The organism is Reyranella sp. (assembly GCF_965227665.1).
In the GTDB taxonomy this organism is placed as follows: Bacteria; Pseudomonadota; Alphaproteobacteria; order Reyranellales; family Reyranellaceae; genus Reyranella.
In genome coordinates, this window is the sequence record NZ_OZ245767.1 from 3,256,633 (window position 1) to 3,270,647 (window position 14,015).

The window sequence follows — 14,015 nt, forward strand, 5'->3', positions numbered from 1 at the left end:
CTTCGCTTCGCTCAGGATGACACGTGAGGGTCATTTCTTGTCTTTCCACTGGCCGCTTTCCTTCAAAGCCTTCGCGACTTCTGGAGGCATGTAGTTCTCATCATGCTTCGCCAGGATCTCGCGCGCGGTGAACACGCCGTCCGGCCCGATCGAGCCCTCGGCGATCACGCCCTGACCCTCGCGGAACAGGTCGGGCAGGATGCCGCGATAGGTGACCTTCACCGTCTTGTGCGTGTCGGTGACGGTGAAGCGCACGGTCTGGCCGTCCTTCTGGACGCTGCCCTCCTCGACCAGGCCGCCCAGCCGGAAGCGGCGGTCGGGGCCGAGGCTCTTCTCGGCGACCTGGGTCGGCGAATAGAAGAAGACGAGATTGTCGTTGAGTGCCGTGAGCACGAGCGCGGCCGCCACGCCGAGCGTGGTCAGCGATCCCAGCAGCAACCACAGGCGGCGGCGCTTCGGCGTCATCGCCGCCGCTCCAGCCCACGCGCCGCCAGTTCTCGCCGCACCCGCCGGCGCGCGCCGAGCGAGGCGATCACCAGTCCGCCCAGGATCACCGCGGCGACGAGATAAGAGCCGAGGATGTAGGCCGCGTGGTTGCTCATGCCACGGCCTCGGCATTCTCGAGGCGACGGCGGTCGATCTCGGTCTCGGTGCGCAGCAGCACCAGCCAGACGAACAGGAACAGCAGCGAGACCGCCATCCAGAGCAGCGGCACCAGGATCGAATTGTGGATCGCCGGCGCGTCGAGCCGCGTGATCGAGGCGGGCTGATGCAAGGTGTTCCACCAGTCGACCGAGAACTTGATGATCGGCAGGTTGATGACGCCGATCAGCGCCAGGATGGCCGCCGCGCGATCGCCGCGCTCGGGCGAATCGTAGGCGCGGCTGAGCGCGATGTGACCGAGATAGAGGAAGAACAGCAGCAGCATCGAGGTGAGCCGCGCGTCCCACACCCAGTAGGTGCCCCACATCGACCGGCCCCACAGCGAACCGGTCAGCAGGCACACCGCCGCGAAGCTGGCGCCGACGGGCGCGGCCGCCCGCGCCATCAGCGCCGCCAGCGGATGGCGCCATACCAGCAGCGAGGCGCCGAGCGCCGCCAGCAGCGCGTAGCCGCCCATCGACAGCCAGGCCGACGGCACGTGCAGGAACATGATCCGCACCGTCTTGCCCTGCTGGTAATCCTCCGGCGCCACGAAGAAGGCCATGTAGGCGCCGACCGCCAGCATCAGCACCGTGGCGAAGCCGAGGCCCGGCAACACGCGCTGGCTGAAGCGGCGGAAACGTGCAGGATTGGCGAGAAAATGCAGGTCGGCCATCGGCCCCATCCTCCCTATTCGCCGGCTTGCCGCAAGGCTGCGGCAATCGCCCAAGGCGTCGTGGCCAGGGCGACCAATGCAAGAGCGGCGAGGATCGCGACATGTGTCACGATGCCGTCACCCGCCGCCAGCGTCTCGATCGCGCCGGCGCCGAAGATCAGGGTCGGCACGCAGAGCGGCAGCGCGAGCAGCGCCAGCAGCGCGCCCGACTTGCGCGCGCCCAAGGTGAGGGCCGCCGCGAGCCCGCCGATCAACGATAAAGTGGGGGTGCCGACCAGCAGGGTCGCGCCCAGCGCCAGCAGGCTCTCGCCGTCGAGGCCGAAGGCCACGCCGAGGAAGGGCGCCAGCAGGCTGAGCGGCAGGCCGGTCACGATCCAGTGAGCGAGGCATTTGGCCAGCGCCGCCAGCTCGAGCGGCCACGGCGCCAGCAGCAGCAGGTCGAGCGTGCCGTCCTCGTAATCGGCGGCGAACAGCCGCTCCAGCGACAGGAGAGCCGCGAACAGCGCGGCGCACCACAGGACGCCGGCGGCGATGCGCGCCAGCACGTTGGTCTCGGGGCCGATGCCCAGCGGGAACAGCACCGTGGCCACGACGAAGAAGGCCAGCACAACGCCGACATCGCCCGGCCGCCGCAGCACCAGGCGCAGGTCGCGCGCGAGCAGCGTCGTGAAGCCGCTCATGGCTCGTCCCTCATGCTTCTTGCCTGAGGCCGCCGCCGCGCAGGTCGAGCCGCTGCGCGCCCTCGATGCCCAGTTCGGCATGGGTCGCGGCGATGGCCAGCCCGCCGGCCGCGAGATGGGTCTGCAGCGCCGTCCGGAAGGCCGCCTGCGCCGGCGCGTCGAGCGCGTTCAACGGCTCGTCGAGCAGCCAGAGCGGCGCCTGGGACAGCACGACCCGGGCCAGCGCCGTGCGGCGACGCTGGCCCGCCGAGAGGGTGCGCACCTCGCGGACGGCCAGGCCGGTGAGGTCGAAGGCCAGCAAGGCGCCGTCCAGCCGGTCGCCGGCCTCGCCGCCGCGCAGCCGCTCGGCGACCAGCAGGTTCTCGATCACGGTGAGGTCGCCCTTCAGCCCCTCGAGATGGCCGAGCCAGGCCAGCCGGCCGCGCCAGGTTTCGGGATCCTCGGCGACGTCGACGCCCTGCCAGGCGATCGTTCCGGCCTCGGGCGGCGTCAGTCCGGCCAGGGCGCGCAGCAGCGTGGTCTTGCCGCTGCCGTTGCGGCCGGTCAGCGCCAGCAGTTCGCCCGCGCCCAGCCCGAAGGACAGGCGGTCGAACACCGGCCGGCCGCCGCGGCGGCAGGACAGGTCTTTCACCTCGAAAACCGGGGGCACTTCGGGAAGCGGAGGCACCATGGGGCGCCCTCCTACCATGCGGGCGGGGGGCCTGCCGCCCGCGGGCAAAGAAAAAGGCCGCCATCTCGGGGGAGGTGAGATGGCGGCCTGAGCGCCTCCGAGGAGGCTAGAACGTGGCTTTGGGGGGACCACGTTCGGGGGAGATACAAGGAGGAAGATGGAAAGGCCGGGTGGCCTTCGCTAGACCCAAATAGGGCAAAATCGGGGTATTTGGGTCGCCCACCATGCGCGGAGCGCGTGGTGGGCGACCCAGGCGAGCGTCAGGGCCTGCAGGCGCGCAGCGCCGAAGGCCCGGGAGCTCGCACCGTGCAGAATAGATAAGGCTTTCAGAGGGTTAGGCGTACAGCAACACCGCCACCCGTTCTGCACCGCGCCGGCTCCCGGGCCTCAGAAGGCCCTGCCGCCGGCCAGCGCCGTAAACGGCGCTAAGCCCCTGACGCCCGCCACGCCTAAGCGCTGCGCGCTTAGGCGTAGGGATCCGCCGCGTCCCTCATACCATCGCCCATGAACTGATAGGCGAGGATCACGAGAATCACCGGCACCACCGGCAGCATCAGCCACCAGTTCACCGCCACGACGTTGATGTCCGTCGCCTCGTTCAGCAGCACGCCCCACGAGGTGATGGGCGGCCGCAGGCCGAGGCCGAGGAACGAAAGCGCCGTCTCGGCCAGGATCATCGAGGGGATCGACAAGGTGGCCGAGGCGATCAGGTGGCTCATGAAGCCGGGCAGCAGGTGGCGGCCGATGATGCGGGCGGGCTTGGCGCCCATCATCTGGGCGGCTGCCGCGTAATCCTCCTCGCGCAACGACAGCAGCTTGGAGCGCACGGCGCGTCCCAGGCCCGGCCAGTCGAGCAGCGCCAGGATGATGGTGATGCCGAAATAGACCAGCAGCGGCGACCAGGTGACGGGGAGCGCCGCGGACAGGGCAAGCCACAGCGGCAGGTGCGGGAAGCTCTTGATGATCTCGGTCAGCCGCTGGACGACGCTGTCGATCCAGCCGCCGTAGTAGCCCGCCAGGCCGCCCAGGATCAGGGCGAGCGCGAAGGACAGTGCGATGCCGATGATGCCGATGGTGAGCGAGATCCGGGCCGCATAGACGATGCGACTGAACATGTCCCGTCCCAATCGGTCGGTCCCGAGCAGGAAGAAGGTCCCGTCCTCCGGGGGGCAGACGAAATGGAAGCGGCCCTCGATCAGGCCCCAGAACTCGTAGCTCTCGCCGAAGCAGAAGAAGCGCAGGGGCTGCGGCTTGGTCGTGTCGGCCGAGTAGATGCGCTGCAGGGTCGCCGGATCACGCTCCATCTTGAGGCCGTAGACGAACGGCCCGAGGAAGGAGCCCTCGTGGAAGAGATGGACGCCTTGCGGTGCCGCGAAGATGTAGCGCGAATGCCGGGTGTGCAGGTCGTAGGGCGCGATCCATTCGCTGATGAGCGTCGAGAAGTACATCAGCAGCAGGAAGACCATCGACACCACCGCCGGCTTGTGGCGGCGGAAGCGCCACCACATCAGCTTCCACTGGCCCGCCATGTAGTAGCGTTCCTGCTCGGCGGTCAGCTTGTCGGCGACGTAGGGGTCCCACGGCTCCTGCGAGACGAAGTGCGGCGTGCGGCGCGGAGGATGGGGTGTCGTGCCAGGTGTCGTGTCGGTCATGGCACCCTCACTTTTCCGACGTCGCGCCGAAGCGGATGCGCGGATCGAGCGCGGCCAGCGCCAGGTCCGAGATCAGCATGCCGACGACGGTGAGCGCCGCCACGAACAGCAGGAAGGTGGCGGCCAGGTTGACGTCCTGGGTCTTGAGCGCGCTCAGCAGCATCGGGCCCGTGGTCGGCAGGGACAGCACCACCGAGACGATGACCGACCCCGAGATGACGTCGGGCAGCAAGCCGCCGATGTCGGCGACGAACGGATTGATGGCGTGGCGCAGGGGATACTTCACCAGCAGCCTCATCGGCGGCAGGCCCTTGGCCCGGCCGGTGACGACATACTGCTTCTGCAGCTCGTCCAGAAGATTGGCGCGCAGGCGGCGGATCATGCCGGCCGTGCCCGACATGCCGATCACGATGACCGGAATGATCAGGTGCTGCATCACCGACACGACCTTGCCCCAGCTCAGCGGCTTGTCGATGTATTCCGGGTCCATGAGACCGCCGATCGACAGGCCGAAATAGACCTTGCCGACATAGAGCAGCACCAGTGCCAGCAGGAAGTTCGGGATCGAGAGGCCGATGAAGCCGATGAACGACGCCACGTAGTCGCCCCATCTGTACTGATGGGTCGCCGCATAGACGCCGATGACGAACGACACGACCCAGATGAAGATGATCGTGCAGGTCTCCATGATGATGGTGAGCATCATCCGTTCGCTGATCAGGTCGGAAACCGGCACCGTGTCCTGGCACGACAGCCCGAAGTCCCAGCGGAAGATGCCGGCCACCCATTCCAGGTAGCGCTGCCAGAGCGGGAGATTGAGGCCGTAGAGATGGCGCAGCTCCTCGGCGCGCTGGTGGGCGTCGGGATCGCCGCGCGCCAGCAGCTCCTCGATCTGCGAGGTGACGCAGTCGCCGGGCGGCAGGTCGATGATGAAATAGACGAGCGCGCTGATCACGAACAGCGTCGGGATCATCAGCAGCACGCGGCGGACAATGAAGTACAGCATGTCAGACCACCTCTCGCCCGGGCAGGCGCCCGTCGGCCCGCGCCACGCGCACGAAATGACCCGGCTCGGCCTCGGTCCAGAAGAGAGGCGTCTTGCCGTCGTCGCGGAACGGCTCGGGCCAGACCGACGGATCGGACGCCTTGCCCTCCATCAGCGCGCCGAGATCGAGGCGGGCGTCTGGATCGGGCATCGGCACCGCCGACAGAAGGGCCTTGGTGTAGGGATGCATGGGATTCTTGAACAGCTCGCCCGCCGGCGCGAGTTCGACGAGGCGGCCGGCGCACATCACGGCGATGCGGTCGGCGATGTAGTCGACCACCGCCAGATTGTGGCTGATGAAAAGATAGGTGAGGCCGAGCTGCTTCTGCAGGTCCTTCAGCAGATTCAGGATCTGGGCCTGGATCGACACGTCGAGCGCCGAGACCGGCTCGTCGCAGATCACCATGTCGGGCCGCAGCGCGAGCGCGCGCGCGATCCCGATGCGCTGGCGCTGGCCGCCGGAGAAGGAGTGCGGGTAGCGGCTCAGGTGCCGGCGGTCGAGGCCGACCATCTCCATCAGCTCAGACACCATCTCGCGGCGATAGGCATCGTCGCCGATGCCGTGGATGACCAGCGGCTCGACCAGGATGTCGTAGACCGTCATGCGCGGATTGAGCGAGCCGAACGGATCCTGGAAGATGAACTGCAGCTTGGTGCGGAAGCGGTTGAGCTCCGTGCCCTCGAGGCTCATCACGTCGATCTTGCGGCCCCAGTCGTCGAAGATCACGCGGCCGCCCTGTCCGGCATCGGCGGAGATGCCGCGCATCAGCATCTTGCTGAGCGTGGTCTTGCCGCAGCCCGATTCGCCCACCAGCCCCAGGCACTCGCCGCGCAGGACGTCGAAGCTCACGTCGTTGACGGCGCGGATGGTGCGGGTGGTGCCGCCGCCCATCAGCTGTTCCATCAGCGTGTCGGCCTTGCGGATCTGGAACGTCTTGGTGACGTGGCGCACCTTGAGGACCGGCGCCTCGGGATTGAAGGTCTCCGTCGGCTTGGAGACCGGCTTCTCCTTCAGCAGATGGCCGGTCGTGCCCTTGATCTCGCGAATCGGCTGCAGCCGTTCGCCGGGCTTCATGTCGAAGCGCGGCACCGCCTGCAGCAGGGCCTTGAGGTAGGGATGCTGCGGATCGCGGAAGATGTCGTGCAGGTCGCCCGATTCGACGACCTTGCCGCGATACATCACCACGACGTCGTCGGCGACGTTGGCGACCACCCCGAGATCGTGGGTGATCATCAGGAGCGCCATCCCAAGTTCCTTCTGCAGGTCCTTCATGAGACGGAGGATCTGCGCCTGGATGGTGACGTCGAGCGCGGTCGTCGGCTCGTCGGCGATCAGCAGCGCCGGCCGGCACACCAGCGCCATGGCGATCATCGCGCGCTGGCGCAGGCCGCCGGACAGTTCGAAGGGGTAGGTCCGGAGCGCGCGCTTGGGGTCGGGGAAGCCCACCATGCGCAGCATGTCGACGGTCAGCGCGTCGATCTCGGCCCGGCTGAGCTTGCGCCCGGCTTCGCCGCCCAGCGGACTGCCGGGTTGCGCGCCGTGCAGTTCGACGGCCTCGCCGATCTGGTCGCCGACCGTGTGGAGGGCCGACAGCGACGTCATCGGCTCCTGGAAGATGATCGAGATCTGGCCGCCGCGGATGCGCCGCATGGCCGGGCCGGAGCGATCGATGCGCGCGATGTCGACGACGCCCTGGTTGAAGCGCGGGTCCTGGAACAGGATCGAGCCCGTCGAGATCTTCGCCGTGCGCGGCAGCAGCCCCATGATCGCCTGGCTGCACACCGACTTGCCCGAGCCCGACTCGCCCACCAGCGCCACCGTGCCGCCGGGCGGGATGGAGAAGGACACCTTGTCAACGGCCCGCAGCACGCCCTCGTGGACGCCGAACTCGACCGTCAGGTCCTCGACTCGCAGCAGATCCTTCATACCGTCTCTTCCTGACCCGCCACCACGATCCCCATCGACCTCAAGTTCGCGCGCGTCGCATCGCCGAGCGCGACTCCCGTCGCTTCGGCAGCTTCCGCCGCGCGCGCGACGATATCGTGAAAGCCCTCCAGCGAGGAATCGACCTTCACCAGCCTGCCGCCTGTCGAACCGACGCCGAGCTGCATCCAGCCGTCCGAGCGGTCTCGCTTGGTCGAGAAGTAGCTGAGCTTCATCCTGTCCAGGCGGTTCCATTCCACCACGCTCCCGGTCGGCCCTTCGGCCCGCAGGGAGTCCGGGCTCAGCACATAGCGCGTCTGGTGGCGCAGGGCGGTGCGTAGCAGAAAGAGGGTGAAGAGTCCGAACCCTGCCAGGAAGAGGGCGGCCAGCCAGGGGTTGACGTCGAGCAGCAGCAGCGGCGCGCCACAGAGCACCACGCCGGTCCCGGCGCGCAGATAGTCCGCCACCAGCGTCTGCTGCGGATAGCGCAGATCGACGGAATTCACCTGCGCCCTCCCCCAGCCGGCATCACGGGCCGAACAGCGCGCGCGCCGGACGCACGAGGATGTTCTCCAGCGTTTTCATTCTTTCCCACAATGAGCTTAGGAAATCCCACGCCCCGGCGTCCATCGCAAGATGATGACTGAGAATGCCGGCCGGCTCTCCGCCGCCCGAGCGCGCCCGTTCGAGAGCGGTCACGAGCGCCGCGAGCGCGGCGTCCTCGCCGGCGAAGACGCGGCCGCCCTTCCAGTCGATCAGATCGACATGCGTATTGACCTGCAGCAGACCGCGCACCGGATGGACGCGCGCCCGCGGACCGAAGGTCGAGAGCCCGCGATAGCCGATCTCGGGGAGCGTGGGCACCAGCACCGGCGCGATACGGTTCCAGGGCGGCACCATGACGGGCAGCGCACGCGCTCCGAACAGACGCTCGAGCGCCATCCAGCCGGTTGCCAGCTCGCCGAGGGTCATCATGGCGGGACGCTGCGTCCCCAGCTCGATGTTCTTCTCCGGGGCAAGCGCGTGATTGGCATGGGCATAACCGTGCTGCAGCACGTCGACGAGCGGTTCATCGGCAAGACGGTCGGCCAGGGCCGGTGTTGCCTGCGCCGGCACCACCGCGAGCGCGAGGGGCGTGCCCGTGTCGCGCGCGAGCCCGACCAGGCGATCGAGCGAAGGCGTCACGTCGCTGGCATCGTCGTCGCGCCACCAGAGTTCGGCGACGCGGCCCGTCTCACCCCAGCGCGCATCCTCGTCGGCGAGCGCCTGCCAGCGGGTCATGGCGACACCATCTGCCGGAGCGCCGCGACCGTGGCCGCTGCCCCACGCCCATCGACCGGCGGAAAGCTGCGGATCGACGGTCCCGCCCAGGCTCGCGCAATGGCGGCCGCAAGGCTCGCCGGCGTCAGTTCACCGGGTGCGACGGCCGCCACCATGCCGCGCTCGACGAGAACGCGGGCCCGGTCGGCCTGCTCGGTCTCGCGCGCCGTGCCGAACGGCACCAGCACGGCACGATCGCCATGGCAGAGCGTCTCGACCACGGTGTTGTATCCGGCCTGCGAGATCGACAGCGAAGCGTTGCGCAGCAGGGCGGGGAAATCGGCGCGCACTGGCTCGACGATCACATCCGGGCCGGCCGACGCCGCGAGCGCCGCGCGTTCGGCGTCCGGCATGTTCGGTCCGACGAGCAGCCGCCATCTGCGATCGGCCAGCGCCGTCAGGGGACGCGCGGCAAGGGCTGCCTGCAGGAGCGGCGCACCGACGGCCCCGCCGCCGGCCGAGACGATCACTTCGCCTTTCCCGACGGCAATGTCCGCAGCGGCATCGGAGTCTGCGTCGGAAACGTAGCCGGTATAAAGCGCGCGCGCCTGGATGTCGGGCCAGGCGGGGAAACTGTCGTCGAGCCGCACCAGCGCCGGATCGGCGTGGACCAGGACGGCGTCAAAGGCCTCGAAGGTCTGCACCATTTCGTCGACGCGCGCCGGCGAGGCGGTGCGGCGCAGCACGTCGCGGATCGACGAGACGATCCACGGCGCGGACGGCCGGTCCTGCGCCGCCTCCAGCAGCGGCAGCAGCTCGAAGCGAAGCTGCGTGCGGCCGAAGGGAAACTGCTCGGTGAGCAGGATGTCGGGCTGCTCGGCCTCGAACAGATCGAGCAGTTGCCGCGTGCGGCTGGCGCGGAACGCCTCGTCGAGCGGCGTGCCGTCGAGCCGTGCCAGTTCCTTCAGCCGGGCGTCCGCGGCGCGCACCGGCGGCAGCTGGTGAAGCCGCGCGCCGCCGAGCGCCAGCCCATCGACCGGGGCGCCGCCCGAGACCAGCAGCACGTCGAAGCCACCCGCCGCCAGCGCCCGGGCGAGGGTCGCGGCGCGCCGCAGATGGCCGATCCCCAGCAGATGCTGCACATAGAAGAAGACCCGTGCCGTCATCCGGCGAGCGGCACGTTCAGGCGTTCGATCACCACGCGTCCCCCGTCCTGCGCAACGAAGAAGTGCGCACATTTCCAATCGAGCTTGTGCGGCGGCCGGCCCAGCATGTTCCAGCCGGTCGCCAGCGCCAGCAGGGCCCGGATCGCGGCCTTGTGCGACACTGCGACCACGGGCTCGGTCAACGTCGAGCTCCAGAGCGACAGGCGGACCATCGTCATGCGCGGCGATTCTCCGCCCGGCGGATGGAAGTCGAGGCCGGCCGCTTCCGCCGCCGCGAAGGCCTCGCCGCCGCTCGCGCGCAGCGCCTTCACCGTGAACCCCTCCCAGAGGCCGAAGCTCATCTCGCGCAGCCGGGAATCGATGGCGACAGGCATCGAAGGCCGGAGGAGTTCGGCGGTGCGGCGCGCCCGCTGCAGCGGACTGCTGACCCGTTTCCAGGCGTCGGCCGGCGCGGGCAGGCGCCAGCTCCGCGCCGCCCTCTCGCCTTCGGGACTGAGAGGGGTGTCGGTGAGGCCCTGCAGCCGGCCATCGGCATTCCATGTCGTCGGGGCGTGACGCAGCAGCGCGAAGGGCACCGCCCTCATCTCTTCACGTCCGGCAGGGTCGCCAGCGCCGTTCCGAGGGCATGCGCGGCGGCGCGCTCGTCGTGATGCGCGGCCACCCGCCGGGCGGCGGCGACCCCGAGGCGCGCGCGTTCCGCCGGCTCATCGAGCAATCGCGCCACGGCGGCGGCGAAGGACGCCGCATCGCCGATGGGCGTCAGCAGACCCGTCCTGCCGTCGGCCACGACCGCGGGGACGCCGCCGGTGCGACCGGCGACCACGGGCAAGCCGGCTGCCTGGGCTTCGAGAAAGGCCATGCCATAGGCTTCGTTGATCGCGGGCCAAAGGTAAAGGTCCGCCGAGGCGTAGAGCGCCGGCAATTCCGCATGCGACAGGGCGCCGGCGAACCGCACACGCGAACCAAAAGGCGCCATCAACCCCTCGATCTCGGCCCGCGCCGGACCGTCGCCCACCAGGAGGGCGCGCCATTGCCGGTCCATCAGCAGGGCGAAAGCGCGAGCGAGCACCCGATAGGAGTCGAGCTTGTCGCGCGTGCGCATCATGCCGACGCTGAGCAGCAGGGGCGGTTGCCCGGGGTCGCGGCGGGGCGGCCCCTGGAAGGGCGCGACATCGATGAAAGGGGGAAGCCAGGCCTGGCGGGCGCCCGGCCGCAGACGCGCCTTCACCCCCGCGACGTCGCGCGGATTGACGGTCAGCACGAGGTCGGCGGCCGCCAGCGCCCGCTCGACCGCGCGATGGCCGGCCCGGGTCGGACCCTGAGCGCGAAGCGGGGCGTGCGAGGCTTCGGCGATCACGTAGGGGATGCCCAGCGCCCGCGTCACCATCGGTCCCAGCCAATCCGGCTTGCGATAGTAGCAGTGATAGGTGAACCAGAGATCGAACCGCTCCGGATGATGGGCCGGCAGGGCCCGCCAGCGTGCGATCAGGCGCCCGGCCTGGGCACGGGCGCGCCGCTCCAGCGACAGATGCGCCTCGAACGGCGGCACGCCGGGCGCGACACGGCTCGACGGGGGCATGAGCACCCTATGGCCGAGACGCTCGAGAAGACGGACCAGACCCCGCGCCATCTCCCGATCGCCGGACGGCACGGGGCTGTCGGGTGCCTTCAGCGGCGTGTGCAGCAGCACGCGCACGGCTAATCGGCGGCGCGGGCGGTGACGCTGCCCTCGCCGGGCGTGCCCTGCAGGGCCGAGGCGATCCATTCGACCCCGGCTTCGTAGGAGAAGCGCGTGCGCACGACCTCGCCCGCACGCTGCGCCAGCCCCTGCCGCAGCCCGGGATCGGTGACCATGCGCGCGAGCGCAACGCTCAACTCCCGCGGCGCGGCGGGCGGCACCAGCAGGCCGGTCTCGCCGTCCTCGACGAATTCGCCGATGGCCGCCGCCTGGGTCGACACGAGCGGCAGGCCCTGATGGGCGGCTTCCATCAACACGTTGGGCAGGCCGTCCTGGTCGCCGTCCGCGGCCCTCTTGCTCGCCAGCACGAACAGATCGGCGCGGGCGAGCGCCTCGAACACGGCCTTCTGCGGCTGGGCGCCCCGCCACAGGCAGCGCTCGGCCAGGCCGAGCGACGCCGCCTGCGCCTTCAACACGTCCGAGAGATCGCCGGCGCCGACATGCTCGAAGCGCCAGTGCAGGCCGGCCGGCAACATTGCCAGGGCGTTCAGGAGATCGTCGTAGCCCTTCTTCTCGACCTTGCGGCCGACCGAGAGAATCACGACGGGATCGGCCGGATCCGAGCCGTCGCGCGGCGGCCGCGCCGGCGGGGGCGGCGGCAGATGGGCGAAGTCCAGCCCGTGATAGACCAGCCGCAGTTTGGCGGGCGTCGGGGCCAGCTCTTCCAGGCGCTGCAGCCCGACCCTGGTGCAGGTCACCAGCCAGGCGCAGTCCTCGAGCTTCTCGCGCACATCCCAGGGCTCGCTGGTCCAAATGTCCTTGGCATGGGCCGAGACGCTCCAGGGCAGGCCGCGCATCGTGGCCGCGTAGCGCGTCACGGAAGCCGGCGTGTGCAGGAAATGCGCATAGAGCCGCTCGATCGTATCGGGAAGCTCGGCGGCCAACACGAGCGCCTGGCCCCAGCGCCGCACGCGGTTGGCGGTGCGATCGCGCCGCAGGTCGGCGAGGAACTTGGCACGCGCCGCGGCATAGCCGGGCAGGTGGCGGGCCTTGTGCCAGGCTGCGAACACGCGACGCCGATCGTCCTCGAGATATTCGGGAAGATAGACGACGCGCGCCGCGACCCGGTCATGGACGGGATGGCGGGCCTTGTCGGTGGGACGGCGCATCGACCACAGTTCGAGCGCCACGCCGCGCGCCTCGAGGCCGGCGATCTCCTGGGCGATGAAGGTCTCGGAGAGGCGCGGCCAGCCCTTCAGGATGACCGCCACCTTGGGTCCGCTCTTGTCGATCGACATCAGCGCGCGGAAATCAGCTGCGGTGCCGCCCCGGCAAGGGGACCGGGTCCGCCGAGGCGAGTTCGCCGCCGGGGTGCGCACTGGTCGCTTCCGCGACATCGAGCGAGGCCGGGCCGCGATGGGGATGGGAGAGCTGCTTGGAGACGAGCCGCCAGACGCTGCCCAACCCGTCGAGCAGGCCCGGCACCACGACGTCGCTCGGCAGGCCCTGCTGCGGCAGGTGGCGCAGCGCGGTGGCCATCGTCTGCGGGTCGCGGCCGCGATTGGGATCCAGCATCTCGATCAGGCCGATGTTGCGGGCCGCGCGGGCGCGGATGAACTGCTCGAGGCGCGGATGGGTGCGCGGCACGATGATCGCGCGCTTGTCGAACGAGAGGATCTCGCAGAACGTATTGTAGCCGCCCATGGCGACGACGCCGGCGGCGCGCTGCATCAGGGCGCCGAGATTGTTGGTGAAGGTGAGCGTCTGGATGTTCGGGAACTTCGCGGCGCGTTCCTTGAAGGCCTCGCGCGCCGTGGCCGGCATGAACGGCCCGAACACGATGACCGCCCCGTAGGGGATGTTGGGGTCGGCCTCGTAGGCCGCGAGCACCCAGTCGACCAGCTCGACGCCGTCGCCGCCACCGCCCGGCGTCACCAGGATGAAGGGACCCTCGATCTCCTCCATTTCGTGCGGCACGTCGCTGTGCAGCGGCAACTCGCGCCGCAGATAGCCGGTGTAGACCATCTTGTGACGCACCGACGGCGGCACGTCGATGCCGGTCAGCGGCTTGTTGACCTGCGGCAGGCCATAAACCCAGATCTCGTCATAGAGATCGCGCAGCGCCGGCACGACGTTCTTGCGCTCCCACTCCTTGGCCAGCTGGGCGGGATCGTCCATCACGTCGCGCAGGCCGAGGACCAGCGGCGTGCCGCGGTCCTTGAGCAGCCGCAGGGCGGGACCGACCTCGCCGCGCAGGCCGAGCGGCTCCTTGTCGACGATGAAGAGGTCGGGGCGGAAGATGTCGGCGGTGTCGCGGATGATGCGGGTGCGCATCTCGAGCGTGTGCTCGACGTTCATGCGCAGGTTGGCCGAGTCGTATTCGCCGGTCTCGATCTTCACGACCCCGGGAATGCGCACGAAGTCGACGCCCGAGCGGAATTCGTACGAACCGACGACCGGCGAGCCGGACAGGATGAGCACCGACACGGACTGGTCGGCCTCGACGATGGCATTGGCAATCGTACGGCAGCGGCTCACGTGGCCGAGCCCGAACGAGTCGTGGCTGTAGAGCAGTACGCGTTTGGACCGGTTGCTGGGCATTGGCTCTCCCTCGCCGAAGCG

15 protein-coding genes are annotated in these 14,015 nt (G+C 69.4%); all 15 read right to left on the minus strand.

Features of this window, described 5'->3' with window-relative positions; all coding sequences use genetic code 11:
- Positions 1 to 30 precede the first annotated feature (30 nt).
- The 15 genes from ccmE to ACO07I_RS15745 all read right to left on the minus strand — a co-directional run bounded on the left by ccmE (position 31) and on the right by ACO07I_RS15745 (position 13,994).
- Complete coding sequence (gene ccmE, locus ACO07I_RS15675) at positions 31 to 465, minus strand: cytochrome c maturation protein CcmE (RefSeq protein ID WP_422009185.1); 435 nt, start codon at positions 463 to 465, stop codon at positions 31 to 33.
- Positions 462 to 602 carry a heme exporter protein CcmD gene (gene ccmD, locus ACO07I_RS15680; protein WP_422009187.1) on the minus strand — a complete coding sequence of 47 codons (141 nt, stop codon included), beginning with the start codon at positions 600 to 602 and terminating at the stop codon, positions 462 to 464. The genes ccmE and ccmD overlap by 4 nt, the downstream gene beginning before the upstream one ends.
- Positions 599 to 1,327, minus strand: coding sequence for a heme ABC transporter permease CcmC (gene ccmC, locus ACO07I_RS15685; RefSeq protein ID WP_422009189.1), 729 nt, complete (start codon positions 1,325 to 1,327; stop codon positions 599 to 601). Before ccmC ends, ccmD begins: the two co-directional genes overlap by 4 nt.
- 5 nt (positions 1,328 to 1,332) lie before the next feature.
- A complete protein-coding gene (ccmB, locus tag ACO07I_RS15690; protein WP_422009191.1) occupies positions 1,333 to 1,998 on the minus strand; it encodes a heme exporter protein CcmB in 666 nt (221 codons plus the stop codon).
- A gap of 10 nt (positions 1,999 to 2,008) precedes the next feature.
- Positions 2,009 to 2,668, minus strand: coding sequence for a heme ABC exporter ATP-binding protein CcmA (gene ccmA, locus ACO07I_RS15695; protein ID WP_422009193.1), 660 nt, complete (start codon positions 2,666 to 2,668; stop codon positions 2,009 to 2,011).
- A 464-nt stretch (positions 2,669 to 3,132) separates the two neighbouring features.
- Positions 3,133 to 4,320: an ABC transporter permease gene (locus ACO07I_RS15700; protein ID WP_422009195.1), complete on the minus strand. Its 1,188-nt coding sequence runs from the start codon at positions 4,318 to 4,320 to the stop codon at positions 3,133 to 3,135.
- A 7-nt stretch (positions 4,321 to 4,327) separates the two neighbouring features.
- Entirely contained in the window at positions 4,328 to 5,326 is a 999-nt protein-coding gene (locus ACO07I_RS15705) for an ABC transporter permease (RefSeq protein ID WP_422009197.1), read from the minus strand.
- Position 5,327: 1 nt separating this feature from the next.
- On the minus strand, positions 5,328 to 7,292 hold the full coding sequence (locus tag ACO07I_RS15710) for a dipeptide ABC transporter ATP-binding protein (RefSeq protein WP_422009199.1): 1,965 nt from the start codon (positions 7,290 to 7,292) through the stop codon (positions 5,328 to 5,330).
- Positions 7,289 to 7,795, minus strand: a complete 507-nt coding sequence (locus tag ACO07I_RS15715) for a hypothetical protein (RefSeq protein ID WP_422009201.1) — start codon at positions 7,793 to 7,795, stop codon at positions 7,289 to 7,291. Before ACO07I_RS15715 ends, ACO07I_RS15710 begins: the two co-directional genes overlap by 4 nt.
- 22 nt (positions 7,796 to 7,817) lie before the next feature.
- Positions 7,818 to 8,570, minus strand: coding sequence for a polysaccharide deacetylase family protein (locus ACO07I_RS15720; RefSeq protein ID WP_422009203.1), 753 nt, complete (start codon positions 8,568 to 8,570; stop codon positions 7,818 to 7,820).
- The gene (locus ACO07I_RS15725; RefSeq protein ID WP_422009204.1) at positions 8,567 to 9,715 is read right to left on the minus strand and encodes a glycosyltransferase family protein; all 1,149 of its coding nucleotides are present in this window, start codon (positions 9,713 to 9,715) and stop codon (positions 8,567 to 8,569) included. The genes ACO07I_RS15720 and ACO07I_RS15725 overlap by 4 nt, the downstream gene beginning before the upstream one ends.
- The gene (locus ACO07I_RS15730; RefSeq protein WP_422009206.1) at positions 9,712 to 10,299 is read right to left on the minus strand and encodes a histidine phosphatase family protein; all 588 of its coding nucleotides are present in this window, start codon (positions 10,297 to 10,299) and stop codon (positions 9,712 to 9,714) included. The genes ACO07I_RS15725 and ACO07I_RS15730 overlap by 4 nt, the downstream gene beginning before the upstream one ends.
- A complete protein-coding gene (locus ACO07I_RS15735; protein WP_422009208.1) occupies positions 10,296 to 11,411 on the minus strand; it encodes a glycosyltransferase family 4 protein in 1,116 nt (371 codons plus the stop codon). The genes ACO07I_RS15730 and ACO07I_RS15735 overlap by 4 nt, the downstream gene beginning before the upstream one ends.
- A 2-nt stretch (positions 11,412 to 11,413) precedes the next feature.
- The gene (locus ACO07I_RS15740) at positions 11,414 to 12,691 is read right to left on the minus strand and encodes a glycosyltransferase (protein ID WP_422009210.1); all 1,278 of its coding nucleotides are present in this window, start codon (positions 12,689 to 12,691) and stop codon (positions 11,414 to 11,416) included.
- Positions 12,692 to 12,704: 13 nt separating this feature from the next.
- Positions 12,705 to 13,994 carry a glycosyltransferase family protein gene (locus tag ACO07I_RS15745; RefSeq protein WP_422009212.1) on the minus strand — a complete coding sequence of 430 codons (1,290 nt, stop codon included), beginning with the start codon at positions 13,992 to 13,994 and terminating at the stop codon, positions 12,705 to 12,707.
- Between the last annotated feature and the right edge of the window lie 21 nt (positions 13,995 to 14,015).

Coding starts and splice junctions, on each gene's coding strand:
- ACO07I_RS15720 (WP_422009203.1), bottom strand. CDS start 8,570: ATGACCCGCTGGCAGGCGCTCGCCGACGAGGATGCGCGCTGGGGTGAG.
- ACO07I_RS15710 (WP_422009199.1), bottom strand. CDS start 7,292: ATGAAGGATCTGCTGCGAGTCGAGGACCTGACGGTCGAGTTCGGCGTC.
- ACO07I_RS15705 (WP_422009197.1), bottom strand. CDS start 5,326: ATGCTGTACTTCATTGTCCGCCGCGTGCTGCTGATGATCCCGACGCTG.
- ACO07I_RS15700 (WP_422009195.1), bottom strand. CDS start 4,320: ATGACCGACACGACACCTGGCACGACACCCCATCCTCCGCGCCGCACG.
- ccmD (WP_422009187.1), bottom strand. CDS start 602: ATGAGCAACCACGCGGCCTACATCCTCGGCTCTTATCTCGTCGCCGCG.
- ccmE (WP_422009185.1), bottom strand. CDS start 465: ATGACGCCGAAGCGCCGCCGCCTGTGGTTGCTGCTGGGATCGCTGACC.
- ACO07I_RS15745 (WP_422009212.1), bottom strand. CDS start 13,994: ATGCCCAGCAACCGGTCCAAACGCGTACTGCTCTACAGCCACGACTCG.
- ccmB (WP_422009191.1), bottom strand. CDS start 1,998: ATGAGCGGCTTCACGACGCTGCTCGCGCGCGACCTGCGCCTGGTGCTG.
- ccmA (WP_422009193.1), bottom strand. CDS start 2,668: ATGGTGCCTCCGCTTCCCGAAGTGCCCCCGGTTTTCGAGGTGAAAGAC.
- ccmC (WP_422009189.1), bottom strand. CDS start 1,327: ATGGGGCCGATGGCCGACCTGCATTTTCTCGCCAATCCTGCACGTTTC.
- ACO07I_RS15730 (WP_422009206.1), bottom strand. CDS start 10,299: ATGAGGGCGGTGCCCTTCGCGCTGCTGCGTCACGCCCCGACGACATGG.
- ACO07I_RS15725 (WP_422009204.1), bottom strand. CDS start 9,715: ATGACGGCACGGGTCTTCTTCTATGTGCAGCATCTGCTGGGGATCGGC.
- ACO07I_RS15740 (WP_422009210.1), bottom strand. CDS start 12,691: ATGTCGATCGACAAGAGCGGACCCAAGGTGGCGGTCATCCTGAAGGGC.